This is a genomic window from Rhizobium tibeticum, from assembly GCF_900110205.1.
Classification (GTDB): domain Bacteria; phylum Pseudomonadota; class Alphaproteobacteria; order Rhizobiales; family Rhizobiaceae; genus Rhizobium; species Rhizobium tibeticum.
This window is the reverse complement of the sequence record NZ_FOCV01000006.1, coordinates 128,803-153,098: the sequence shown is the minus strand read 5'-3', so window position 1 is coordinate 153,098 and position 24,296 is coordinate 128,803. Positions and strand designations below refer to the sequence as shown.

Sequence of the window (24,296 nt, the reverse complement as noted above, 5' to 3'; positions counted from 1 at the left end):
GCTGCGGCCGGCGCGCGCTCAGTCTGCCTTTAAGACCGGCTCCCCAGTGCGTTGCTCGAAATTCACCGTGCGGCGATTTGAGTGCACCGACGATCCATGTCATACATGACGGAAGTTAAGCATGATTTGGATTCCGTTGCGGAAAAACTAAGATAGCTAACAATGCGCTATGAGATCGACAGTCCATTGCTGATCAGCCTGTTGCCGACGATCGTCCAGGCCGAGGATGGGTTGGCGAGACTGGACGAAAGGACGACACGCGTCACGGTCGCGGAAGGCTTTGCCGAGCGCCGACATTTCTTTGACGCTATCGGTGCCTTGTGGGTCGCCGGTGAACTGGTTCACGTTGAAGACCTCGTCTTGCACGACGCCCGTATGGATACACGCACGCCAAGCCACGAACTGACGATCGCCCATTCTATTTTGCGAATGCGAAGGCGCATCTGGACTGCCGCACCCGATTGGGCGCTGAGCCCCTCAGGATTGTCGATGCTGGCCGGTGGCATGGAAGGGGAGGGGGCCCTCGAGATCAAGAGTACAAAACCGTTGGTCGACGAGGATGCAGAAGGCGAGGTGGATGCTCTTCTCTCCGCTGAACTGGCCGCGATCGATGCGATCCTGGAAAGATCGCAGCGTTTGTTGGATAGCCATAGCCATCTCGGCAGGTCCGAGCCACACGACACGAGCGAGCGCACGCGCGAGAAGCGCATCGACGATCCCCTCGGCTTGTTCGATGACGAGGAATGGGACGAGGTTGCGCGCCTCGGGGCATGGCGCAAGACGATTGCCATCGCCGATGCATTGCCCGCGACGCTCGGCGCAGCTCTGATATTTGATGCCTGGGAGAGGATCGAGCCACTTCGTCGGCAGCATTGGCTCGGAGGCCTCCTGGTCGCCAGCTATTTGCGCGCACGCGGCAAGGTCACGTCCCATCTTTTTGCCTTCTATGCGGGCCTCAAGACGATACGCCATGAGCGGCGACGTGCGCGCGACCGGCTGACGCGACTGCAGGCTTTTCTCGAGGGCATGGTGGAAAGCGCTGCCGCGGGACTAAAGGAAATGGACCGTCTTTCGCTGGCGCGCACGCAGATGGAAATCCGCTTCAGGGATCGCCGATCAAACAGCAGCCTGCCGCGGCTTGCGGACTTCGTCCTGTCGCGGCCGATGGTCTCGTCGGCAATGGTGGCGCGCGAGTTGCAGGTGACCAGCCGCGGCGCGCTCAATCTGCTGAACGACATTGGCATCCGTGAAATCACCGGGCGAGGGCGCTATCGTGCCTGGGGCATAATCTGATCTGAGAGCAAAAAGAAAGCGGCCGGGCGTGGAGACCCGACCGCTTTTTTTGGGTGAACACCCGATCCGCGCATCCTGTCACAGAGTGCGGACCGGGCGCTCTAGCGCTTCCATTGCCCCCAGAAGCGCTGATCCTTACTCCCGCTCACCCGTGAAATTGAGCAGAAGCTGGAAGATGTTGACGAAGTTCAGGTAGAGCGACAGCGCGCCGAAGACAGCAAGCTTCTGGTTCGATTCCTGATCGTAGTTCTCGGAATACTGCTCCTTGATGTTCTGCGTGTCGTAGGCCGTCAGGCCGACAAAGACGAGGATGCCGATGACCGAGATGGCAAACTGCAGCGCGCTCGAGCCAAGGAAAATGTTGACGATGCTCGCGATGATGACACCGATCAGACCCATCATCAGGAACGAGCCGAAGCGGGAAAGATCCTTCTTCGTCACATAGCCGTAAAGGCTGGTGGTACCAAACATGCTCGCTGCGATGAAGAAGGTGCGTGCGATGCTCGTGCCCGTAAATACAAGAAAGACGGAGGCAAGCGACAGGCCCATGACCGCGCAGAATGCCCAGAAGGTCATCTGTGCCGTACTAGCGGACATTGTCTGGATCTTGAAGGAGAAGAAGAAGACGAAGGCGAGCGGCGCAAGCATCACCACCCACTTGAGCGGGGACTGGAAGATCGGCACATAGAGTGCTGGCGTGCTGCCGACGATAAAGGCGACGATGCCCGTGATAACGAGGCCGACGCCCATATAGTTATAGACGCGCAGCATATGCTGGCGCAGTCCCTCGTCGAACAGCGCTTGCGAGCCTGCGGCCGAGCCGTAGCCAAAACGCGGATTGGTCGGGTTCATACTGATCTCCTCGGTTGAACTAATAAAGGGTGCGGGCGAGCCGATCGGCTTCCGCGTCCAGGTTTATCTCGCGATCGCCAGCGACGAGCGCATAGGCCACATCGCCAATCTGCCAGTAGGCCGCTTCTGCCGTGTCGAGCACGACATGGTTTACGGACCGCACCGCGAATGCGCCCGGCCGCACGGCAAAGAGCGAGATCTGTTTGTCTTGCGATGTCTTGATCGCCATTTCGACGCTCGGGCCGAACTCGGACGGGAATATCTGCACATCGGCTATCTTCCAGTCTTCTGGCAATTGCGGCATGACGATCGCGGTCGCCGCGCGAATATCCTCCGCCTTGTAGATTGCGACGGATTGAGATGGCACGGACTGGCGCAGCAGCGCGGTATGATAGGCGCGCACCGCATCCTCGACATAGGCCGGGGCAGGCACAGAGGCGGCAACTTCAGTCGCCGTAAATGCGCCGAAGGAAGTATGGGCGACCCAGCCTGCAGCGACAAGAACGCCGACGGCTGCGATGCGCTGCACCGAATGAAGGATTCGGCCATAGGCGAGGCCGCGTTCCAAACGTCGCGCAGCGTCGCGCGTATCTGGACGGCCGAACGCGCTTTCGCCGGCGAGCGCTAGGCGCAATTCACCCCTCATGCTGAGATCAGCCATGACTTTCGCCGCAATAGCGGGGTTCTCTGACAGGAAGGATTCGACCTGAATGCGACGCGCCACGTCGAGTTCGCCGTCGACATAAGCATCGAGATCAGCGTCGATGATAGGATCAATTGCCTTCATTGCCGTTGCCTCCGATTAGTCTCAGACGCGATGCGCGCGGCGTCTTCTCCTCGAACTCGCGAAGCTGCGTGCGGGCGCGCGAAATGCGCGACATCAAGGTGCCCATCGGAATGCCGAGCGCCGTTGCCGCTTCCTGGTAGGAAAGATCCTCGATCGCAACCAGATGCAGTGCCTCGCGCTGTTCCTCCGGAAGATGGAAGAACGCGTCTCGTACCTGCTGGAGGCGAACGGCATGCTCCTGGCCGGCCTGCAGCGACTGTTCCGTCTCGACGGCGGCTTCTTCGTGTCGCCGCGCCAAGGATCGATCCTGGCGTACGCGATCGATGTGAGCATTGTGCAGGATCGAGAGCAGCCAGGTGCGCAGGTTGCCACCGCGGCGGAAGCTCTGCTTCTTCTCGTAGGCCCGCAGCAGGGCGTCATGAACGAGATCTTCCGCATCATCCGAATTGCGCACCAGCGAACGCGCATAGCGCCGAAGCGCTGCCAGCTGGCCTATGACGTCGAATGGGCGTTCTTTGCGTTCCATGATTGAGTATACGGATTTGAGCGAAGAGTTATTCCAGCGGTCAGCAAAAAATTCGAGTGAGCGTTCGGTCATAGATGGGAAGCCGACAGGCTGACATCGGGACGATACCGGCGGCAAAACCGCGGGAACGATGCGCAGGCTTATTCAGGTCGACCGTCCGACAGCTCCTCAAGGATGGGACAATCGGGTCTGTCGTTGCCGTGGCATGCGTGGATCAGATGCTCCAGTGTGCGACGCAGTCCGGTGAGTTCCTGGATCTTGCGATCGATTTCCGTCAACTTCGCCTGCGTCAGTTCTTTGACATCCGCACTTGCCCGGCTCTTGTCTTCGTAGAGGGCCAGCAGCTGGCGACATTCTTCGACAGAAAAGCCGAGGCCGCGCGATCTCTGCAGAAAGCGCAGTTTGTGGACATCGGTTTCGGCATAGTCACGGTAGCCATTTCCGCTCCTCTCGGGGCGGATCAAGCCGATATCCTCATAGTAGCGGATCGTCTTCGGCGCCAATCCGGAGCGTTGCGAGGCTTGCCCGATATTCATCCGATCTCCGATAGCTTGACGAACCGCAGTCGCAGCGCATTGGCGATGACCGAGACGGACGACAGGCTCATGGCGGCGGCAGCAATCATCGGCGACAGCAACAATCCGAACACGGGATAGAGCACACCGGCCGCCAGCGGCACGCCAAGCGCGTTATAGCCGAAAGCAAAGGTGAGGTTCTGTCGGATGTTGAGCATCGTGGCCATCGCCAGCCGCCTCGCGCGAACGATCCCATTCAGATCACCTTTCACCAGCGTCAGGCCGGCACTTTCCATGGCAACATCAGCGCCCGTGCCCATCGCGATACCCACGTCGGCTGCGGCGAGCGCGGGCGCATCGTTGACGCCATCGCCTGCCATGGCGACGACCGCACCCTTGGCACGCAGCTCATCGACCAAGGTCTTCTTGCCTTCGGGCAGGATGTCGGCGCGTACCTCGTCGATGCCGAGGCTCTTTGCCACAGCGCGCGCGGTGCGTTCATTGTCGCCCGTGGCCATGATGATCGTCAGCCCGTTGTCGTGCAGCGCCTTGATGGCAGCCGCCGTCGTCTGCTTGATCTGATCGGCAACCGCCACGAAACCGGCGAGACGGCCATCGATGACCACGAACATGACCGTCTTGCCGTCGTCACGCAGCGACCGAACCTGTTCGGCAAGGGGGGTAACGTCGATACCGAGATCATCCATCATTGCGGCGTTGCCGAGCGCGACAATTGTCCCATCGGCCTTGCCCAGGACGCCTTTGCCGGTTCTTGCTTCGAAGTCGCTGACATCGCTCGGATCGATGCCGCGCCCCTGCGCGCCGGATACGATTGCCTCGGCAAGCGGATGCTCGGATGCGCGCTCAAGGCTCGCGGCCAGCTTCAGCAGGCGAGTGTCCTCGATGCCGGCAAGGGGAACTACATCTGTAAGTCTGGGCTTTCCTTCAGTCAGGGTGCCCGTCTTGTCGACGATCAGCGTGTCGACGCGAGCGAAGCGTTCAAGCGCTTCCGCGTCCTTGATCAGAACGCCTTCATGAGCGCCGCGGCCGGTCGCGATCATGATCGACATTGGTGTCGCCAGGCCGAGTGCGCAAGGGCATGCGATAATGAGTACGGCAACGGCGGCAAGCAACGCATGCGCCATGCGGGGCTCCGGGCCGACAAAGCTCCAGACGACGAAGGCCATGACAGCAGCAGCAATGACGGCGGGAACGAATATTGCCGAAACGCGGTCGACGGCGCCCTGGATGGGCGCGCGCGAACGCTGCGCTCTTGCGACCAAGTCGACGATGCGCGACAAAGTCGTGTCGGCGCCGACCTTCTCGGCGATCATGACCAGCATTCCGTTCTTGTTGATCGTGCCGCCGGTGACCGCGTCGCCCGTCCGCTTTTCGACCGGAATCGGTTCGCCTGTTATCATGGACTCGTCGACAGTCGATTGCCCTTCGCTGACGGAACCGTCAATCGGGATGCGCTCGCCCGGACGAACCCGCACACGCTCGCCGACCCGTATCTCATCAATGGCGACGTCGGTCTCCGAGCCGTCTGCATTGATGCGCCGTGCGCTCTTCGGCGCAAGGTCAAGCAATGCGCGTATGGCCGAGCCGGTTCTTTCTCTTGCCTTCAGTTCCAGAACCTGGCCGACGAATACGAGAGCGACAATGACGGCCGCCGCTTCGAAATACACAGGAACGGCATCACCATGGCCGCGGAAGGTATGCGGGAAGAGGCCGGGCGCCATCGCTGCGACGACGCTATAAAGATAGGCCGTGCCAACGCCCAGTCCAATCAGCGTCCACATGTTCGGGCTGCGGTTGACAACGGAAGCAAAGGCGCGGCGGAAGAAAGGCAGGGCGGCCCAAAGGACGACCGGCGTGGCAAGGAGCAGCTCTATCCACATGGCTTGCGCTTCGCCAATCCAGTCACGCAGCGGCAGACCGATCATCGGTCCCATACTGATTACAAGCAGCGGGATTGAGAGTGCAGCGCTCACCCAGAGCCGGCGGGTGAAATCCACCAGTTCCGGATTCGGACCTGCATCTGCCGGTGGAATGCCCATCGGTTCCAGCGCCATGCCGCATTTCGGGCAGTCGCCCGGATGATCGCTGACGACCTCGGGATGCATCGGGCAGGTATAAAGGGTCCCTTTCGGCATCGGCTTTGGGGCAGGTCTATTTCCGTCGCGATAGGCGGCGGGATCGGCCTCGAACTTCGCCTTGCAGCCGGCCGAGCAGAAGTAGAATTTTTCGCCCTCGCGCTTTAGGAAGTGCTTGGCAGTCGCGCGATCGACGGCCATGCCGCAGACCGGATCCGTCGCCGTCAGATAGTCCTGTGGCGCAGCTTCGAACTTTCGCCGGCAGCCATCCGAGCAGAAATGATAGACATGCCCGGCATACTGGAGCGAAGGCTTGCCGGCCTTGGGATCGACCGTCATTGCGCAGACAGGATCACGCACGACGTCGTCGGCAGCCCCAGCCTGGTCATGACCGTGTTCTTCGTGGTTGTGATGGTTGTGCGTTCTATCCATCCGTGCCTCCTTTGCCTAATAGGGCAGCGGAGACTCTTATGAACCTTCCAGCACCTGGAAGGTCAAGGGGAAAAGTTCGGCATCATGTAAGGCGGGTGGAATAGTGCAACGTAACTTGCGACTGCTTTTTCGAAAGGATCTCCACGCCTTGTCACGCCAGATCGCTGGACGAGGCTGAAACAGCATGTCTTCAGGCGAGAAGGCAGGTTCGGATCCTCTGAAGATGTTCGGCCAAATCGGCAATCGGACAGGAGACGGCGCCCTGGGGCACAAAGCGGCGTCAGGCGGCAACGACGGTTGCATGGTTGAGGCAGCGGTGAGCGCGCTCGCCTGACGCTTAAGGAGTGGCGCACTGAAACAAAGGGCCCGCCGGGGCAGGCCTTTAGCAGGTTGCATTGTTACTGGCAGATACTGAAATACTAATTACGACAAATTCCGCACCTTGCAGGTATGAAAGCACATCCGCCTGCCGCTCGCACGTTAGGAAAAAGCGGTAACTTGGGCTTTTGGTCCATGACGAAGCTCAGTTCTTGCGATGGTGTCCTTCTTTATCGGCGGGCAGGTCATCAGCCTGCAGGATGAGAAGGGTTCCGAGCGCTCTGGCAGACTCTCGCGTCAAGGCATAGTGCAGCCACCCAAAGCGAGGATCGCGAATGTGAAGAAGCGAGTCTCCAAGCAGTGCGTCGGATTCTGAGTACCAACGTGGATCAAGCACGGCGTCGACCATTTGCCCACCTTCCCAATTCTCGTCATGAGGCGGCGGCATCTCAGCCCTGATCTGGCCGGCGCCTTCGATCAGATTTGAGACAGAAGTTGCGTCAAGCACGAACGCGACCGGCGGGTCAGTCGGAAACGTGATCGTCAAGGTCTTAAACTCGTCGTCGAGTTCCCACTGAGGTTCCCCGCTGTTGGTCATGCTCGCCTCTTGGTGATCGCATCGTGCAAGATGCAGTCGCGGATTGCCGACGACGCAAAACAAGAGAAAGCCGACGATGATTGATGGCCCTATTCGACACAACCGTTCGATTTAGGATGGCCAATATTGTCGCAACTTCTCTTTGATGGCACGTACTCACTTGGACGTAGCCACCTTGGAACTGATCTCCAAAGATGCTCGATCTTTTAATCGACGAATTCATCGCGGAAAGCACGGTCGTGCAGCCGCCACAGCCTGTCCATGACGCCAACGTGTGCGGTTGGTCGGACTCGAGTCATGTCTGCGAGCGAAAGGTGCGCTGGCCGGGGCATGGTGCCCCGGCCAGTATTTGCCGATCAACAAGGGACCAGTGGAGGTCGGGTCGCCGCATCTCCTTGTGATCGTCGTGCATAGTCTTCGAATTTTTCGGCCAAAGTGAGACGCGAACCAATCGATGAAAACTTAGCCGAATAGAGGCCGGAACCGGCGCAGGCTGGGTGCCTTTGCAGGAGAAACTCGGCAAACGGAAGTCGTATCGTCACAGATCTCCGTCGCTTTTTGAGACCTTGTGAAGGATGGCGGCAAAGGACCAACGAGGTTTCGAGCCCTTTAAACCAATGCATTCAGGCCAAGTCGCAGATTGCCTCTGTGGTGCCCATAGCAGAATGCTCGGCAGGTTACCGGGCGATGTCCCCCGTCAGTCCAGGGGACCTCTTGACCTGCCAAGGCGACCCCCGCGAGCAGGTAGCGTGGGGTCCGAAAGGTGAACCTTCCGGTCCGCACATTTCTTGGTCCGATTTCCAGCCGCTGCCCGCATGCTTACGGGAAACGCCACAACAGTTCCACGCCCCCTGACGCGCCATCGACGCTTCAGCCAATTGCTGCATCGGCTTCAGCCGGTGCTTTTCTGCATATTCCCGTGCAGCTGCCGCAGCGCGCGCAGCCGGTTTTGAATGGTCTCAGCGCTTCAAAAGCGGCATCGATCTGAGGATTGGCCGCAATTTGCGTCGTATCGGAGCGCTTCCTGTTCGCGGATGCCAATCGTTTCGAAGCAGTCCGCACGCGATCGATGCTCCTGAGAATGGCTAACATATGCTTCGCTTCCTCAGCTTCCATCGCGGCAAGAGGAACGCCATCCAGGCGCGCTGGCTCATGCGTTGCTTGATCAATGATAGACCAACCTGAGCCTTCCATACGGAGACGATATTCTTCGGCCATCGACAATCCCCATTTTTCGACATCTGTCATTTTGAACGAGGGCAGTCGAAGCTGCTATTTCCCCAATTGGCCGGTTTCATCGCTCAAAAGTTGTATATTCAAGCATCGTAATATGGTGGTTGGGACTGTACTCGTGCAGCTCAGGTCAACAGTTACCCCGCTGAGTGCAGGTACGGCGGAGATCGGGTGGCAGGACGCGTTGCGGGCGGGAAGAAGCTGGTTCATAGATGTTGCCTGGTTCGATGCGATGACCAGTCCTCCACCGAATTGCCAGCAAGCCGCGGGTCTTGTTCTCCTGGCCACGGCGCCGGCTCGCAACCCCGGCGGGGGTACCCCTTCGCTACAATGAAGTGCATCACCGAACCAAACAACCGACTGGATACAAACACTACGATTAGCTATCCTTCGCACATGGTTCTTGACCGACTCCTGAAGATCGCCGCGTGGTTGTCGCTTGCCGCGATCCTGTTCGTGACCGTCTCGCCGATCGGTATACGACCGCACGACGTCATGTCCGTGCGCTATGACCGAGCACTCGCCTTCACAGCAATGGCTCTCCTGTTCGTGTTAGCCTATCCCCGTCACTTCTGGGCTTGCGCTATCCTGGTCATACTCGGAGCGGCCACAATAGAACTCCTCCAGTATTTCTCACCAACCCGCCATGCGCGGCTTGAGGACGCTTCTGTAAAAGCTGTCGGTGCAACAATCGGCGTGGCTCTGGGGTTTGCAGCAAACTGGATCCGTCGGCCGCGATCGAGCTAGTCTGCTGCAAAGGTCAGTCAAATTTCCGGCCGAACCATTTCAGATGGCTGGTCAACTCGTTATGGATCGAATCCAGGTCGTTTTTGAGCGGCTCGGAATAACACCTTCTCTCGTGATCTGGTCGTGCCTTCCGTCAAGGCGTGCTTTTGCCTCCATGCGGAAGAACCATCTCCAGGGGCCTGGGTTTCGATCGGGCAGCCCAACTGGGGCCAATTGCTTTTGAGGCTGAGGGCAGGAAATTTCCTGGACGCCGAAAAACACATCTGGAGACAGCCTTGGCGATTTCCTTTCAGGTGATCAATCGACGAAGACACCGACGCTTGCGGCCCGGCCCATGGCGTCAATCACTGTGAGCTTCGAGTAACCGCTGCCATCCGGCATCCACTGATTGGTGCGCCGCCGAGAGACGTCGGGCAATGGCTTGCCGTTGGCAAGCCATCGGAAAGGGGCCCGTCCGCCTTGCAACTTCAGCATCAATGGCGATAGGTCGCCACGTCTTGCGCCAAGATCGACATGCGCGCCCTCAGGCGGATAGACGATCTGCGGTGCCGGCTCGCGGCCGGAGGTTGTCAACAGGCCACTTGGATTGATGGCGAAGCGACGTTGACTGATCGCCAGATCGGCCTGTGCGATCCGCATTGCTCCTGATGGCGGGCGGGGGAGGGGCGTGGTTGCGATCCCCGATTTTGCAAAGCCCTCAAAGAGGATAGGGGCCGCAGTCCCGTACCCCGTCAATCCCGGCACAGCGCCGTTGTCAGGGCGACCGACCCAGACACCAAGAACATAGCGCCCGTCATAACCAACCGACCACGCATCGCGGTAGCCGTAGCTCGTACCGGTCTTGTAAGCGATCCCTCGTTTGGGAGCGCCGGGCGGTGGAATGACACCGGAGAGGATGTCGGCGACATTCCAGACGGCCACCGGGTCAAGCAGGCCCTCACCATCGATCTTGCCTGGCCGCTCGTTGACGTCATCGCCGATGCGCACAGGCCGGCCACGATTGGCGAGCGCGGTGTAGAGCTGGACGAGATCCTTCAGCGTGATGCCGAGGCCCCCGAGACCGATTGCGAGACCCGGCGTTTCGTTCGCTGGCAAAAGAGGCCGCACCTCGGCGCGGCGAAAGCGGATCAGCAGCTTTGCCGGATTGACGGCATCAAGCAGCTTTACGGCCGGCACGTTCAGGGACAACTGCAGTGCCTCGCGCACCGTGACGTCGCCCTGATAGCTCATGTCGAAATTCCGTGGGCGGTAGCCGAAGAAATCGGCGGGGCGATCCTCGATGATCGTCTCCTGGCTGACGAGACCTTCCTCGAATGCGAGACCGTAGATGAACGGTTTCAGCGTCGAGCCCGGCGAGCGGCTGGCGCGCGTCATGTCAATCCAGCCAGAGCGGCTGGCATCGAAGTAATCGGCTGAACCGACTTCGCCGACGATATCGCCCGTCTGCGCATCCGCCATCACCATAGCGATCGACAGCTTCGGACCGAGTTTCAATGCGGCGGCGCGGGCAACGGCTTCCAATCCCGTCTGTACCGTCTTCTTCAGGGTCGTCTGGTATTGCAGCGCTTTCAAATCCTTGCGGCGGGCCGCCTCGGCCACATGGGCGGCGAGCGCCGGGAGCTGCATGCGTCGTGCCGGCACCGGAACGACTTCAGCGCGTGCCGCCTCACCCTCTCCAACAGCCTCGGCGACGGCGACACGCTCCAGCACCCGTTTGCGAGCCGTCTCCGCGGCCGCAAGATTGCGGTCCGGGCGGCGCTTCTCCGGCAGCTGCGGCAGCGCGACGAGGAGGGCGGCCTCAGCGACCGTCAGCCGCCGCGGCTCTTTGCCGAAATACGCAAGGCTTGCAGCCCGCGCGCCCTCGAGATTGCCGCCATAGGGTGCATGCGTCAAATAGAGATCTAGGATCTCATCCTTCGATAGCCGCCGCTCGATCTGGATCGCACGTGCCATCTGCAAGAGCTTCGCCGATAGAGAGCGGCCTTGGCGTGGTTCAATCAGCCGCGCGACCTGCATCGACAGCGTCGATGCGCCGGAGACGATGCGGCCATTGGTGACGAGCTGGACGGCGGCACGTGCGATCGCTCGTAGATCGATGCCGCCATGGGTGTAAAACCGCCGATCCTCGTAGGCGACAAGCATCTTGAGGAATTGTGGATCGACATCGGCGCCAGTGGTCTTGAGACGCCAGAGACCGTCCGGTGTTGCAAAGGCCCGCAGCAACTGACCGTCCGCATCGAGCATTTCCGCAGACACCATATCGGCCTTGTCGAGCGGTGGCGGATAGGCCCGGTCGGCGGCGTGGAGCAAGACCAGCCCAGCACCGGCAAGGATGATGCCGGCAACGCTTCCAATCGCGAGCTTCCTTGTCAGTCTCATTTCGGTGCTGCAGTGACCTCCATCTTGCCGGTCGCCGTGCGGGCAGAAAGCTGTGGGCGATACATGTCCTCAACGACGGCGGCGGGATGATCATAAGTGCCGGGTGTGACGGCGCGCACGACATAGGCGACATTGATTTCGCGGTTGTCGTCCGCCGAGCGGTTGAACGCGGCCACGAAGCGGTCATTGCGGAATTCTGTATGGGCGGCCGTGACCTCGCCGATCCACTCGAAGTTGGTCAGTTGAGCGCTGTCTACAAGGCTTGGATTGTCGATCTGGAAGCCGGCCGGCAGCAGATCCGTCACGACGATGCGCGACGGCCAGCTGTTGCTTTCCGTGATGTGCAAAACGACGACATAACGCTCGTTCTGCTTTGCCTCGGTCACATTCGTCTGCTCGCCATCCATCGTGTAGTAGGTACGCTCGATGGCAAAACCGTCGCCGCCTGCCGGCGGCGGCACAACGGGAGCGGCGACCGTCGTCACGACAGCCGAGACCGGATCGTTTGTCTGGTTGGTGAGGGCAAGCGCATTGCCGATCAAGGCGTCTCCAGTCATTTTCGCCATATAGGCGCCGTTGTGCAGCGCGCCGTTGACGTCGATCTTGATCGAGTCGTCGCCGCCCTGAATGGCGCGTGCGGCAAGCAGCATCCATGCCTGTTCCTGGGTGCTGGTATATTTGCTGCGGTTCCATTCCTTGGCGACAGCCTTCGCCAGCTCCTGAACCACTGGCGGGACCGGACGGCTTTCGGCTGCGAGGGCAAGGATCGCGGCGCCATCCCGCAGGACCGAGCCGTAGTCAGTCCTCGAAAGATTGACCCTCGTGACCATCGATTGCTCGGACATCTGCAAGGCGTCGACGAAGATGTTCTTCGAGCGGATCGCATCGCCATAGAGCGCCAGTGCCGCCGCGATATGGGCCTTGGCAAGCGGCGTTGGAAAGTCGTTGATCATCGTATCGGCATAATATCGAAGGTCGCTGATCGCGGCCTTCTTATTGCGGGCGAGAACGTAAAGCGCATAGGCAATCTGATCGCCCTGCTCCTTGACATTGACGTCATAGCTCAAGGCGTTCTGCAGGTTCTCGAGCGCTTGCGCGAAGGCGCGATCCGGTACGTCGTATTTCTGCTCGCGAGCGCGGGTCAGGAAATCGGTGACATAAGAATCAAGCCAGAGATCACCACTGTCAGGTCCCCAGAGGCCGAAGCTTCCGGCCGAGGCCTGGTAGGAAAGCACCCGGTAGATTGCGTCCTGAACGCGTTTCTTCACATCGGTGTCATCTTCAAGGCCAGCTTGCCTGGCAAGCTCGCTCAGATAGAGCAGCGGCAGGGCACGGCTCGTCGTCTGCTCGGCGCAGCCGAACGGGTAGCGATCGAGGGACATCAACAGGGCCGGAATGTCAAAGGCCGCCGAGCGCGTGACGCTGACACTCACGGAGGCACCTGGCAGCACACTGTCTGCCAATAGCGCCTTGTCGACTGTCAGCTTGGCGCCTGGATTAAGCGCCAGCACGCGGCGTTCGGTCATCGGCAAAACAGCCGGTCGGACAGGAACGTCAACCGTTTGATCCAGCGACAGGCCTCCCGCGTCCGAGAGATTGATCGAAACGCCGCCGGTGCCCGGCTGCTTTGCCGTTACTGCAAGTGTCAGGGCGGATTTGGCGCCGGATTCAAGGCGGATCGTCTGCGAAGCCTGGTTCAAACTCACCGCGTCGTTGCCGGTAACGGTCAGCTTATAATCGCCTGCTGGGGCGTCGGTGTTGGCAATATCGAGGCGAAGCTCGGACGCATCACCGGGCGCGAGGAAGCGTGGCAGGCTCGCCGTCACGACGACAGGATCGCGGATGATGACATCCTTCGTGCCATGACCAACGCCGGCCTTCGACCAGGCAACCGCCATCACGCGGGCTGTGCCGTTGAACTGCGGGATGTCGAAGCTGACGGTTGCCTTGCCCTTAGCATCGAGCTTTACCGGACCGGAGAAGAAGGCGACGAGCTTTTGCGTCGGTGGGCTTCCCTCAAGCGCCGCGCTACCGCCATCACCGCCTGTCCTGAGCTTGCCGGTAGCGCCGAGCGAACCGTCGATCAGCCGTCCGTAAAGGTCGCGGATCTCGAGACCGAGCTGTCGCTGGCCGAAGTACCAATCTTCCGGGTTCGGCGGCTCGTATCGGGTGAGATTGAGAATGCCGACATCGACGGCAGCAACGGTGACATAAGCATCCTCGGTAACACCTGCACCTGCAACGGCCAGCGTAATCGGAAGCGGTGCGCGCGGCAGCATCTTTTCCGGCGCGTCGATCTTGACCTGCAGTGCGCGGTCGGCGGGGTCGACCTTCAGCCATTTGACGCCAATGGCGCGCATTGGCATATGGCTCTCTCGTGCGTCGCCGGGGCGGAACAAGGTCGCAGTCACATAGGCGCCAGCGCCCCAATCAGCGGTGACCGGGATGTCGACTTCGCCGCCGTTCTCACCAACCGTAGCGTTCTGGATGGCAACGAGGTTTTCCGTGCCGGCCGCGATCATCAACTCACCGGCATAGCGCGAAGAGACCTTGAGCTTGGCTGTTTCGCCGACCTTGTAGCTGTCCTTGTCCAATGCGATCTCAAGCCCGTCAGGGGTCTCCGTCGACGTCGCCTGGACAAACCAGCCGGCGTCGAACTCGACGCTGGACGCCGGGCCGTCGGTCTCGGTGCTTTCCACTTCAAGGCGGTAGCGCCCCCAAGCGACTGCAGAGGAAATTCTCGCCCCGTCCTCGGTCGCGCTGACACTGCCCGTGCCAACCTGCTCCGCTGTGAAGATCGGCTCGTATTTCCAGGCAGTACCGTCGCGATACCATTGGTAGCCGCGGTTGAGCTTGTAGAGCTTCCAGCGCAGTCCGCTCATCGCCTGCTTCTCGCCGTCCGCTCCAACGCCGATGACGGCGAAGTTGGCGATCGAATTCTCCCCAAGGTCGCCGGAGAATTCCGGTTTGATGCCGATCATCGGGCCTTGGTTTTTGACCGGAAGGGCGAGCGAGCGCTCGATCGCGCGACCGCCGGCTTCCTGCATCCGGATGTAGACCGTCGCGTTGAGAAGCTGCGTCGTCGCCGGCAGATCGCCGACAGTCAACTGCGTGATGCCCTCGCCGTTCTCATCGAGTTCGGGAAGTCCTTCAATGGTCTGGCGTGTGTCTTCACTGGCTTCCTCATCGGCGAGGCCGAAGACGTAGCCAGGGAATGCCTCCGCCTGCCGTGTCGGCTTGATGACGACATCGCCTTCGAGCGAAAGCCCTGCGGCTGGCGCGCCGTACAGATACTTGCCGCTGATGTTGATGGTTGCCGGAGTGTCCGGACCGATAACCTTCGCTTCGGTCTTGAGCTCCATGTCGGTGCGATCCGGCACGAAGTCATCGACAAGGAATGTCTTCGTCGCAATTGGTGAGCCTTTCGGATCGGTGTGAATGTTCATCGTCCAGGTGCCGCGCATGGCGCTTTCCTGAACAGGAAGATCGACGGAGTAGCCGCCAACATTGATGGTCTGACTGACGATTCGGCGGTCCTCGACACCATCGGGACGCAGAAAGATGAAGGTGAGTGGCAGGTTCTCGAGGGCGTTCCCATCGGTATCGCGGGCGAGTGCCGCAGCATGCACCGTCTCACCGGCGCGGTAGATGCCGCGCTCCGTCCAGGTCAAAACATCGATCGCACCTGGCGAAGCGCGTCCCGTTACGCCGCGATCGGACAGGTCGAAACCAGCACGGGTCATGTCGAGGAAGACGTAGTCGGCGGTGCCTCGCTTAGCGGTGATGACCGCGGGCGTGAGCGCTGCCGTGGCACGCATCAGACCGGCGGTAAAGGTCGCCCGACCATTCTCGTCGGTCGTAGCGGTTCCCAGCACCTCATTGTTCTTCGCGAGAAGCTGCAGCTCGACGCCGGCGATCGGTTTTGCCGATGCAAGCGAGCGGGTGAACACGTTGAGGCCATCGGTGCCTGCGTAGGTGGTGACACCAATATCGGAGACGACAAACCATTGCGTCGCCTGGGCATTCCAGTCCTGGTCCGGGGCGTTCGGGGCGGTTGCCGTTAACACATAGACGCCCGGCTTGCGCTCGGGCAGTGCCTCATCCACCGGAAAACTGGTGACGACGTCCTTGTTGAGATCGCTCGCGACGTCGATAGATCCTTGCCAGACGAGTTCACCGCTTTCGTCTTCGATCCGTTGTGCGCTGTAACCATCGAGCTGGGTCAGGAATTGCGAGCTCGTCAACAGCGGCGCGATGCCGCGATCACCGATACGGTAGAGCTTGAGATTGGCGGAGGCCATGTTGACGGAAACGATCGGAATTCCGCGACGCGCGGTCGACGGCAGCACGAAGCTGTCGCCGGTGAAGCGCACGCTGGCGGTGCGATCCTTGACGTAGATATCGAGGCTGACCGGAGCCTCCAGGACTTCATCGACGGAAGAAGGCAAGCCCGTACGGAAGGTGATCTTGTAATTTTCGCCATGCGTCAGCCCCTCGACGCAGATCTGCTTGTCTTTGGTTTCGAGCGCTTTGGGGGCGGCACCGTTCAGCGTCACGAAAGGCGTATAGTCCACAGTCTTGACCAGGGACTCCGAAAATGTCGCGCAGGTGCGCGGATTTGCACTGTCTGCGTCGACCGTATGTTCGGTAATGCGAAATCCTTGCGTCGATTTGAGCTGCAAGAACGCCGCCTGAACGTCCTTGGCGTTCACGAGCGCCAGGCTTGCCTTGTAGGCGTTGAGGGCGGCGCGATAATTGGTGTTCTTTTCGAGTGCGGCGGCCAGCACGGAGAGCGCCTCGGCACGGCTCGACGTCGTCCGGGTCAACTCGTAGCCGTTCACAGCGGCAAGAACAGCCTGTCCGTAGATCTCGCTGCCGTTATTGTCGTCGGTCTTGACAAAGCTGTCCCCGGCACGTGCCGCTTCCAGCCAGAGATCCGCATTCTCCGGCGAAAGAGCAAGCGCACTGCGGAAGGACTTCATCGCGTCGATGACATTGCCCGCCGTCAGGTCGAGGCGGGCATCGGCAATCAGACTGTCAGCGCTCTGGCCCTGCTGATCATCGGCCACGTCAAGATTGGCCTTGTCGTCGCGCGCCTGCTGGATCACGTCGCCGGAGAGGAAGGTGAGGCGAGGGGCTGCGCCGATGTCCGGCTCCTGCTGCATGGCTGTCTCGACGATCCTGCCGGCAATGGCGCCCGGGAAGGCATTCATCGTCTTGAAATCGGACTTCAGGAAGCACCACTTCACCTTCGGATTGTAGGTGAACGCCTTGCAGGATTTGTCGCCGATGCAGGACGTTTTACACTGATCCAACGTGACATTCTGTTCGGTGCGCAGATCGAAGCCGAAATAATCGGCGTCCTGGATCGTCTGGATCTGGCGCTTCGTATCCGCCGCCAGGGCAGGAAGGCTTGCGATGATTGACGCGACAGCAACGGCGACGATAGCGAAAAACGCGCGTACAGACATAGGTCCCCCCGAGATGCTGGCGCTGATCCGGCTGCACTCTCCGCACTCCACGTCCGGTTGTCAACTCGAACAAATGCGCTGTTTCGCAATGAGCCAGGTGCTGCCGCAGCGCTGTCACATCGGCGTGAGGTGCTGGGTTTTGATTTGCTTGATAGAGCGCCGTGCACCATCGTTGCGTCATGAAATGGGGAGACTTCGATGTGTTCCGCTTTTCTTCTCCGAAGGTTTGATTTTCGGTTCATTCTGGCTGTCGTGACGTTGTTGGGATCACCCGTCTCGGCCGCCGAGAGAGCTGTTGTCCTCCCGCCGCCGGTGATCGACGAGCCCATCAAGGCAAACGCGGAAACCGCTGTGTTCGCAGGCGGATGCTTTTGGGGCATTCAAGGTGTCTTCCAGCACGTGAAGGGCGTGAAATCGGCTGTCTCTGGCTACGCAGGAGGAACAAGCAATACGGCGATCTACGAGACGGTCAGCACCGGAACGACAGGCCACGCCGAGTCGGTAGAGGTGATCTTCGATCCGTCCGAGGTCAGCTACGGGACGCTGTTGCAGATTTTCTTTTCGGTCGCCCACAATCCGACAGAGCTAAACCACCAGGGTCCCGATACAGGCACACAGTACCGATCGGCATTGTTTGTGGCGAGCGCGCAGCAGCGTCGGATCGCGGAGAGCTACATTGCGCAACTCGGCCGGGCCGGCATCTTTCCGGACCCGATCGTGACCGACGTCGACAATCTGGAGGGCTTCTACCCGGCTGAGCGCTACCATCAGGATTTTCTCGCTCTCCATCCGACAAATCCGTACATCGTCATCAACGACTTGCCGAAAATCGAAAACCTGAGGTCGGTGTTTCCGCGCAACTTTCGCAGCCGACCTGTCCTCGTTCTCAAGGCAAAGGGTTGATATCCCCGAATAAAACCTGGCATCTTACATGCACTGTGGTTGCGTTGTTAACGATTTGTCAATGTTAACAGTATTTTGGCTGTAAGTTATTCCGCCCCAACCCGGAACATATCGTCCTGGCATTCGTTACCCCGGCGCCAACCAACATGTTGAGCGTAGTTGTAAAATGAGTAAAGCAAGGGACATTTCATGGCCAGCGATGTCGAAACCAAGCGGCCGACACACGGCGTTGCGCGTCAAAGCGTCTTGATCGTTGAGGATGAATTCCTGATTGCCCTCGACCTTGAATCGACCATCAAGGAAATGGGGCTCGACGTGGCCGGTGTTGCCCGCGACAAGGAGCAGGCGCTGACGCTGGCGCCGCTGGCTGACATTGCATTTGTGGATGTCAACCTGGCCGACGGTGCAACGGGGCCAGAGATTGGAGAACGTCTCGTCGAGGAATTTGGCGTAACCGTGGTTTTCATGACGGGCAATCCTGAAGCGGTCGTCGGGCGTGTTGAGGGCGCGCTGGACATCCTCAGCAAGCCGGCCTCGCCATCGATTGTGCAGACCTCTTTGCGCCATGCGCTCGATGTGCGCCGGAGCGCCTGACGCTGCGATGTGAATTCCCGCATGACCGGTGCACCAACCGTCAACGTCACGACGTGGTCATCGTCAGGCTGCTCGAACGTCCAGCTGATCTACCGCTGCGATCACGCCTCTGAGCTCCGCCAGTCCCTTCAGCCGGCCGATGCAGGAATAGCCTGGATTGACCGTCTTCGTCTGGTCGTCGATCAGGAGATGGCCGTGGTCGGGACGCATTGGAATAATGCTGTCGGTCCTGCCGACTGCGGCCCGGCGACGTTCTTCTCGGCGCAGGACCGAAATCAGTGAAACCATGTTGACGTCTCCACCAAGGTGCTCGGCTTCGACGAAGGAACCATCTGGTTCCTTGCTCACATTTCGCAGGTGCGCGAAGTGGATGCGCTCGGCAAAGCGGCTCGCCAGGTCGACGACGTCGTTTCCGTGACGCGAGCCGTAGGACCCGGCGCAAAGGGTTATACCATTGGCGGTGTGATCGACCGCCGCGAAAATGGTCTCGATATCTTCCGCCCTTGATACGACGCGCGGCAACCCGAACAACGAGAACGGAGGGTCGTCGGGGTGAATTGCAAGACGGACATTGTTTTCGACGGCCACCGGCACGACCTCCTTGAGAAAGTCGACCAGATTGCTGCGCATGTCGTCGTCTGAGAGCTCGTCGAACGCTGCAATGTGCGTGCGGATGGTTTCGCGCGTGTGGCTGTCCTCGCCGCCGGGCAGGCCGGCGATAATATTTTTTTCGAGGGTTTGCACATCCTCCTCGCTCATGGACGCCAATCGCTTTCGCGCCGCCTCGACGAGTGCGGCGTCGTAGCTGTCTTCGGCTGCCACACGCTTCAAGACAAAGACGTCATAGGCGATGAAGTCGATCATGTCGAAGCGCAGCGCCAGACCGCCGACGGGGGTTGGGTAAAGGAGGTTTGTGCGCGTCCAGTCCACGACCGGCATGAAGTTGTAGCAGACAATAGGCACGCCGCCTTTGCCGAGATTGGCGAGGCTCTGCTTCCATGCGTCGACATAACCCCGCCAGTTTTCGTTTCGCAGTTTGATCGCCGAATTGACGGGAATGGACTCGCAGACCGACCAGACCATGCCGGCATCTCTCACGAGTGCCATTCGTTCGGCCACGTCCTCCGGCCTCCAGACGCGGCCGTCATAGATATGGTGGAGGGCCGTCACGATACCCTGTGCGCCCGCCTGACGGGCATGGGACAATGTAACCGGGTCCTGAGGCCCGAACCAGCGCCAACTTTCCAACATAGGACATCTCCTCGAAATGTTGGACAATTCATCGCAATCTCATCGCCTTGAGGCAAGAAGAAATCGATCATTGTGAAATTAAACCCAACATATTAGGCTGATAGTATGGAAACGGAGGTGATTGGAGTGGAGTCAGGCAATCGCGCTTCGGCAGTCGATGACGTCGTGCGCCAAATCCGCCTTCTGATCCGCGAGCGTGGGCTTGGCGTAGGTGACGTCTTGCCGAGCGAGGTCGAACTGGCGACGATGTTCGAGTCCAGTCGGAATACGGTGCGTGAGGCCTTCCGCACGTTGAAGGCGTATGGTGTCGCTGAATCCAGGCAAAAGGTCGGCGCCGTCCTGACAGACCAGCATCAAGACGCGATGCGCGATCTCTTTTCTTTTGCCATGGAGATTTCCGTCGATGCTTTCCGCGACATACAGGGGTATCGGCGGCTGACGGAAATGAACCTGTTCGATGTGCTTGCTGAGCGCCTTACGGAACAGGCTCTTGCCGAAATGGAGGCGGTCAATGCGACCATTCTGACAGCGCAAAGCGCCGAGCGTGCCTCCGAACTCGACTTCCAGTTTCACCGCATGCTGGTGGATGGCGCGGGCAATCGCACATTGTCGGAAACCTATGGCATGCTGAAGCCGGTCATTCAGCGCTTGATGCTTGCGGGTAAATCGCAACGATTGACGCTGCAGACGGTTGTGAGCGAGCACAGCGACATTCTTCAAGCGCTGCGCGATCGCAACCGGATTGCTTTCATCTATCACATGGATCGGCATCTGAGCGCCGGTCTTGAATTCATTTCTGAATGAATGCGGCAACAGGTGGAGAAGACTGATGGGAGAATTCGCTGGAAAGACCGCAGTTGTCACGGGCACGACCGGGATCGGACGCGCGATCGCATTGCATTTGGCGCGAGAAGGCGCCGCCGTTGCCGCCCTCGGCATCGATGAAAAGGCCAATGCTGAGCTTGCCGAGATCGCTGCTGCAGACGGACTGGCCCTGCGCGTCATCCATACGGATGTCTCCATTCCCGCCAGCGTGCGTGATGCCTTTGCCCAGACCATCGCTGTGTACGGAGGCCTCGATATCATCGTCAATTCAGCGGCAGTGCATCCCTATGGCAATGCCACGGATACACCCTTCGAGACCTTCATGCGCTGCATGGCGGTGAACGTCGGCTCGATCCATCTGACGGCGGAGCATGGCGTGCCAGAAATGCGCAAGCGCTGCGGCGGCGTCATCATCAATATCTCGAGCGTGCAAGGCTTCGCCTGCCAGCCCGGCGTCTCAGCCTACGTCGCCTCGAAGGGCGCGATCCATGCGTTGACGCGAGCGATGGCGATCGACTTCGCCGCAGACAAGATTCGCGTCGTATCGATCAGCCCGGGTTCGGTGCGCACACCGATCCTGGAACTCGCCGCGCGCACGTTCGAAGGAGCCGATCCCGATGTCGATGCCGTCTTTCGGCGTTTCGGAAAAGCGCATCCGCTTGGCCGCATTGGCGAGCCCGAGGAGGTGGCCGCGCTTGCTGCCTTCCTCGCTTCGGACAAGGCTGCCTTCATTACCGGATCGGATCACCGGATCGATGGCGGGTTGACGGCCGGTATTGGCGTGCGTTGAAGCCTATTTTCAAAATCCCCTTGCGTTGGCCCCGGTCCCTAGCTGCACGCCACCAAACGTCAGACAAGACCGGTGAGGAAGGCTACGCCGGCCAGCGCGGCAATGCCGCCGGCCGAGCGTGCGATAACTGCGCCCCGCCGTTCGCTCACTTTGCCGATCAGATAGCCAAGGCCAATGCCGGCAAGGTGCAGTGCTGCGGTCGCCAGCATGAAACCCGCCGCATAAGCGACGCCGCCTGCCGCTGCCGGCATCTCAGAGCCGTGCGCGTGTCCATGAAAGATCGCAAACAGGCCGACGAGACCTGCCGCGATGGCGACCGGAGCCTGGATGCCTAGCGCAACGACAGCGCCCAGGACGATCACGGAAAGAGCAATTCCGGCTTCGACAAAGGGCACTGCGATCCCCATCATACCGAGGGCGCCGCCGATCGCCATCACCAAGACGAAGGTCAAAGGAACCAGCCAAAGTGCACGGCCGCCAATCTGCCAGGCGATAAGGCCGACCAGAACCATGGCGAGCATGTGATCGAGACCCGAAACCGGATGGCTGAAGCCATGGAGGAAGCCAACCGTTTGTCCAACGCCGGTGTGGGCGAAGGCGAGCGACGGAGCAAGGGCGCCAGCCGCGAGCAGGATGTTAAATTTGATGCTCTTTGAAAACATGGATGCCCCCGTTTGTGTGCAATGTTGACGCCGAAAAATGGCATGCCGGATCAGGAGGATAAAGCAAAAAATCGGTCGACACCGGCATTTGACGTAGATCGCTTGCGAAGCGTCGTGCCCCTCAGGTTGGCGGCATCGTGCCAAACACCGAAACAAGGCCTAGCACCGCCAAGCCCAAGACCATTTCTGCGCCAGTTGCCCATTTCAGCAGCTGCAGCGATGGGCTGCGGGCGAGCCGCGGGACAAGAATGTAGCGATTGGTGATCGCAAGCGCGACCAAGACAAACACGATCACGATCTTGACGCTGAGCAGGAACTGATAATCGAGCCGCCAATTCAGCGGAGGCGATCCGATGATCAGGAACGTATTGATGATACCAGTCGCGATCACGACTGCGACCGCAACATGGCCCGCAGTCGAAAACCGCATCAGCGCTGCCCGCGCATCATTCTGCCATCGTGCGTCGCGCAGCATCGCCAAGATGACGATGACAGGCACCAGGGCCCCGAGCCAGGCGCCACCGGACAGGAGGTGAAGGCCGTCGTTAAGGCGCTGCGGTGCCCGCAACGCACCACTGTTCATCGCTGCATGACCACTGATCGTCAGACTGAGCAACAGCAATCCGGCGATGATCGCCCGGGCGCGGTCTCTGAACGGGAGTGGCGCAAGGCGCGAAATTGCCAGGAGAACGGTGGCACCAGCCTGGGCAATCCAGGCCTGCCCGACGGTTGTTCCTGAAAGAATGGTTCGCATCATCTCGGGCACGAGCGCATCGCTCCAGCCTTCCCCGATCGTTGCCGCCCGCAACGGGAGCAGCGATGCGGTCGTGCCGATGACGAGAAGAAGAGCGAGGATGTACCAGTTGCGGAGCCGTCGGCTCACCTGTGCCGCCAGGTCTGCAGGCACGACCCAGCAGAGATAGGCCGATGCGCCCCATAGAAACACGGCGGCGGCATCAAACAGGAAGCGGCACAGGATGAGTGCGGCATCTGGTGTCACGGCTTGACCGTGAAACCGTAAGCACCATTGGTCTTGTGGCCGTCCGTTGAAAGGACGTGCCATTCCACGGCGTAGGCGCCGGGGCCAAGCCCTTCGGGAAGAGGGACCATCAAGGTTTTGCCTTCATCCATCAGCATTGCGTCGCCGGGTTTCACCATAACCTTGTCCGGACCGGTGATTTTCACGCCGGAGAACTTGATGTCGAGTTCTTCGGAGAAGTGCAGGTCGAGTTCGGCAGGGGAAGTCGCGACCGTTGCCTTGTCGGCAGGCACGCTTTTCGTCAGCTGTGCATGGGCGAGGGCCTGCCCGGCAACGCTGAGGATCACAACGGTGGACAATGCGACAAGGCGGGAAAGTGTCGGCATGATCTTACTTTCTAAATTCAGGCGATGGTTTCGTAAGGGGCAGGAGCCTATTGCGGTTTGGACATATCCATGCCGTCCATGTCGGAGTGGTGGTCCTTGGCACCGGTTCCGCCAGCGCTACCAACTTCAAATTCGACGTCGACGGAGCCCGCCTTTTCGAATGTCAGCGTCGCCTTGATCATCTCGCCCTCCTTGAAGGGTTCTGTCACGTCCATGAACATGATGTGGAAGCCGCCTGGCTTCAGCTCGACGGTTTGACCGGCTGGAATGACGAGCCCACCGGCGACGGGGCGCATTGTCATCACGCCGTTGTTGACGCTCATCTGATGGACTTCCGTCTTTGCTGCCCGCTTGGACGTGATGCTGATAAGCTTGTCGTCGGTCGAACCGGTGTTGGTAAGTTTGAGGTATCCGCCGCCGACCTTGGCGCTTGGCACCATGGCGCGTGCATGCGGGTGGCCAATTGTGATGTCCCCGGCCTTGAAGTCATGGGCATTGGCGATTGCGGCGAACAAGCCGGCAAACAATAGGGCTATGACGAGTCTCAAAAGCTGCTTCATAATGTTCTCCAACAGGACAGGCTCCTGAACGGCACGAAAAACCGCGGCGTCAACGAGCTCCCTTGCGAAATGAAAATGCGATGTGGAAACGCTCTGCTT

The 24,296-nt window shown here is 60.0% G+C and carries 20 protein-coding genes; 6 read left to right on the top strand and 14 right to left on the bottom strand.

Annotated features, from left to right (window positions below; genetic code table 11):
• Positions 1–162 precede the first annotated feature (162 nt).
• Positions 163–1,293, top strand: a complete 1,131-nt coding sequence (locus BSG20_RS09000; protein ID WP_072373751.1) for an RHE_PE00001 family protein — start codon at positions 163–165, stop codon at positions 1,291–1,293.
• Positions 1,294–1,428: 135 nt separating this feature from the next.
• Here the strand turns inward: BSG20_RS09000 and BSG20_RS08995 are convergent, their stop codons facing one another.
• From BSG20_RS08995 to BSG20_RS08965, 7 genes are all read right to left on the bottom strand, one after another.
• Positions 1,429–2,145, bottom strand: coding sequence for a Bax inhibitor-1/YccA family protein (locus tag BSG20_RS08995; protein WP_072373748.1), 717 nt, complete (start codon positions 2,143–2,145; stop codon positions 1,429–1,431).
• Positions 2,146–2,164: 19 nt separating this feature from the next.
• Entirely contained in the window at positions 2,165–2,932 is a 768-nt protein-coding gene (locus BSG20_RS08990) for an anti-sigma factor family protein (RefSeq protein WP_072373745.1), read from the bottom strand.
• On the bottom strand, positions 2,919–3,458 hold the full coding sequence (locus tag BSG20_RS08985) for a sigma-70 family RNA polymerase sigma factor (protein ID WP_072374011.1): 540 nt from the start codon (positions 3,456–3,458) through the stop codon (positions 2,919–2,921). Before BSG20_RS08985 ends, BSG20_RS08990 begins: the two co-directional genes overlap by 14 nt.
• Positions 3,459–3,598: 140 nt before the next feature.
• On the bottom strand, positions 3,599–3,994 hold the full coding sequence (cueR, locus tag BSG20_RS08980; protein ID WP_072373741.1) for a Cu(I)-responsive transcriptional regulator: 396 nt from the start codon (positions 3,992–3,994) through the stop codon (positions 3,599–3,601).
• Complete coding sequence (locus BSG20_RS08975; RefSeq protein WP_072373738.1) at positions 3,991–6,501, bottom strand: heavy metal translocating P-type ATPase; 2,511 nt, start codon at positions 6,499–6,501, stop codon at positions 3,991–3,993. The genes cueR and BSG20_RS08975 overlap by 4 nt, the downstream gene beginning before the upstream one ends.
• Before the next feature lie 523 nt (positions 6,502–7,024).
• Complete coding sequence (locus BSG20_RS08970; RefSeq protein WP_072373735.1) at positions 7,025–7,417, bottom strand: hypothetical protein; 393 nt, start codon at positions 7,415–7,417, stop codon at positions 7,025–7,027.
• A gap of 870 nt (positions 7,418–8,287) precedes the next feature.
• On the bottom strand, positions 8,288–8,635 hold the full coding sequence (locus BSG20_RS08965; protein WP_072374008.1) for a hypothetical protein: 348 nt from the start codon (positions 8,633–8,635) through the stop codon (positions 8,288–8,290).
• 411 nt (positions 8,636–9,046) lie between these two features.
• Between BSG20_RS08965 and BSG20_RS08960 the strand changes: the two genes are divergently transcribed.
• The gene (locus BSG20_RS08960) at positions 9,047–9,397 is read left to right on the top strand and encodes a VanZ family protein (RefSeq protein WP_072374005.1); all 351 of its coding nucleotides are present in this window, start codon (positions 9,047–9,049) and stop codon (positions 9,395–9,397) included.
• Positions 9,398–9,694: 297 nt separating this feature from the next.
• Here BSG20_RS08960 and pbpC read toward each other — a convergent pair whose 3' ends face one another.
• Together pbpC and BSG20_RS08950 are read right to left on the bottom strand one after the other, a co-directional pair.
• Positions 9,695–11,776, bottom strand: coding sequence for a penicillin-binding protein 1C (pbpC, locus tag BSG20_RS08955; protein WP_072373732.1), 2,082 nt, complete (start codon positions 11,774–11,776; stop codon positions 9,695–9,697).
• Positions 11,773–17,247, bottom strand: a complete 5,475-nt coding sequence (locus BSG20_RS08950; RefSeq protein ID WP_072373729.1) for an alpha-2-macroglobulin family protein — start codon at positions 17,245–17,247, stop codon at positions 11,773–11,775. Before BSG20_RS08950 ends, pbpC begins: the two co-directional genes overlap by 4 nt.
• Positions 17,248–17,445: 198 nt before the next feature.
• Between BSG20_RS08950 and msrA the strand changes: the two genes are divergently transcribed.
• Together msrA and BSG20_RS08940 are read left to right on the top strand one after the other, a co-directional pair.
• Positions 17,446–18,150, top strand: coding sequence for a peptide-methionine (S)-S-oxide reductase MsrA (msrA, locus tag BSG20_RS08945; RefSeq protein WP_083539891.1), 705 nt, complete (start codon positions 17,446–17,448; stop codon positions 18,148–18,150).
• A gap of 189 nt (positions 18,151–18,339) precedes the next feature.
• On the top strand, positions 18,340–18,744 hold the full coding sequence (locus BSG20_RS08940) for a response regulator (RefSeq protein WP_072373726.1): 405 nt from the start codon (positions 18,340–18,342) through the stop codon (positions 18,742–18,744).
• Positions 18,745–18,807: 63 nt separating this feature from the next.
• On the opposite strand, the gene uxuA is transcribed toward BSG20_RS08940, so the two are convergent.
• Entirely contained in the window at positions 18,808–19,995 is a 1,188-nt protein-coding gene (gene uxuA / locus BSG20_RS08935) for a mannonate dehydratase (protein WP_072373723.1), read from the bottom strand.
• A gap of 126 nt (positions 19,996–20,121) precedes the next feature.
• Between uxuA and BSG20_RS08930 the strand changes: the two genes are divergently transcribed.
• Positions 20,122–20,799: a FadR/GntR family transcriptional regulator gene (locus BSG20_RS08930; RefSeq protein ID WP_177309821.1), complete on the top strand. Its 678-nt coding sequence runs from the start codon at positions 20,122–20,124 to the stop codon at positions 20,797–20,799.
• 25 nt (positions 20,800–20,824) lie between these two features.
• Entirely contained in the window at positions 20,825–21,610 is a 786-nt protein-coding gene (locus tag BSG20_RS08925) for an SDR family NAD(P)-dependent oxidoreductase (RefSeq protein WP_072373717.1), read from the top strand.
• A gap of 59 nt (positions 21,611–21,669) precedes the next feature.
• On the opposite strand, the gene BSG20_RS08920 is transcribed toward BSG20_RS08925, so the two are convergent.
• The 4 genes from BSG20_RS08920 to BSG20_RS08905 all read right to left on the bottom strand — a co-directional run bounded on the left by BSG20_RS08920 (position 21,670) and on the right by BSG20_RS08905 (position 24,197).
• Positions 21,670–22,272 (bottom strand): HupE/UreJ family protein, encoded by a 603-nt coding sequence (locus BSG20_RS08920; RefSeq protein WP_072373714.1) that lies wholly within the window; start codon positions 22,270–22,272, stop codon positions 21,670–21,672.
• Between the two features lie 121 nt (positions 22,273–22,393).
• On the bottom strand, positions 22,394–23,272 hold the full coding sequence (gene copD, locus BSG20_RS08915) for a copper homeostasis membrane protein CopD (protein ID WP_072373711.1): 879 nt from the start codon (positions 23,270–23,272) through the stop codon (positions 22,394–22,396).
• On the bottom strand, positions 23,269–23,637 hold the full coding sequence (gene copC / locus BSG20_RS08910) for a copper homeostasis periplasmic binding protein CopC (protein ID WP_072373708.1): 369 nt from the start codon (positions 23,635–23,637) through the stop codon (positions 23,269–23,271). The genes copD and copC overlap by 4 nt, the downstream gene beginning before the upstream one ends.
• Positions 23,638–23,684: 47 nt before the next feature.
• Entirely contained in the window at positions 23,685–24,197 is a 513-nt protein-coding gene (locus tag BSG20_RS08905) for a copper chaperone PCu(A)C (protein WP_072373705.1), read from the bottom strand.
• Between the last annotated feature and the right edge of the window lie 99 nt (positions 24,198–24,296).

Excerpts from the sequence above, each read along its gene's own strand:
- BSG20_RS09000 (WP_072373751.1), top strand. The coding sequence starts at position 163 with ATGCGCTATGAGATCGACAGTCCATTGCTGATCAGCCTGTTGCCGACG.
- BSG20_RS08995 (WP_072373748.1), bottom strand. The coding sequence starts at position 2,145 with ATGAACCCGACCAATCCGCGTTTTGGCTACGGCTCGGCCGCAGGCTCG.
- BSG20_RS08990 (WP_072373745.1), bottom strand. The coding sequence starts at position 2,932 with ATGAAGGCAATTGATCCTATCATCGACGCTGATCTCGATGCTTATGTC.
- BSG20_RS08985 (WP_072374011.1), bottom strand. The coding sequence starts at position 3,458 with ATGGAACGCAAAGAACGCCCATTCGACGTCATAGGCCAGCTGGCAGCG.
- cueR (WP_072373741.1), bottom strand. The coding sequence starts at position 3,994 with ATGAATATCGGGCAAGCCTCGCAACGCTCCGGATTGGCGCCGAAGACG.
- BSG20_RS08975 (WP_072373738.1), bottom strand. The coding sequence starts at position 6,501 with ATGGATAGAACGCACAACCATCACAACCACGAAGAACACGGTCATGAC.
- BSG20_RS08970 (WP_072373735.1), bottom strand. The coding sequence starts at position 7,417 with ATGACCAACAGCGGGGAACCTCAGTGGGAACTCGACGACGAGTTTAAG.
- BSG20_RS08965 (WP_072374008.1), bottom strand. The coding sequence starts at position 8,635 with ATGGCCGAAGAATATCGTCTCCGTATGGAAGGCTCAGGTTGGTCTATC.
- BSG20_RS08960 (WP_072374005.1), top strand. The coding sequence starts at position 9,047 with ATGGTTCTTGACCGACTCCTGAAGATCGCCGCGTGGTTGTCGCTTGCC.
- pbpC (WP_072373732.1), bottom strand. The coding sequence starts at position 11,776 with ATGAGACTGACAAGGAAGCTCGCGATTGGAAGCGTTGCCGGCATCATC.
- BSG20_RS08950 (WP_072373729.1), bottom strand. The coding sequence starts at position 17,247 with ATGTCTGTACGCGCGTTTTTCGCTATCGTCGCCGTTGCTGTCGCGTCA.
- msrA (WP_083539891.1), top strand. The coding sequence starts at position 17,446 with ATGTGTTCCGCTTTTCTTCTCCGAAGGTTTGATTTTCGGTTCATTCTG.
- BSG20_RS08940 (WP_072373726.1), top strand. The coding sequence starts at position 18,340 with ATGGCCAGCGATGTCGAAACCAAGCGGCCGACACACGGCGTTGCGCGT.
- uxuA (WP_072373723.1), bottom strand. The coding sequence starts at position 19,995 with ATGTTGGAAAGTTGGCGCTGGTTCGGGCCTCAGGACCCGGTTACATTG.
- BSG20_RS08925 (WP_072373717.1), top strand. The coding sequence starts at position 20,825 with ATGGGAGAATTCGCTGGAAAGACCGCAGTTGTCACGGGCACGACCGGG.
- BSG20_RS08920 (WP_072373714.1), bottom strand. The coding sequence starts at position 22,272 with ATGTTTTCAAAGAGCATCAAATTTAACATCCTGCTCGCGGCTGGCGCC.
- copC (WP_072373708.1), bottom strand. The coding sequence starts at position 23,637 with ATGCCGACACTTTCCCGCCTTGTCGCATTGTCCACCGTTGTGATCCTC.
- BSG20_RS08905 (WP_072373705.1), bottom strand. The coding sequence starts at position 24,197 with ATGAAGCAGCTTTTGAGACTCGTCATAGCCCTATTGTTTGCCGGCTTG.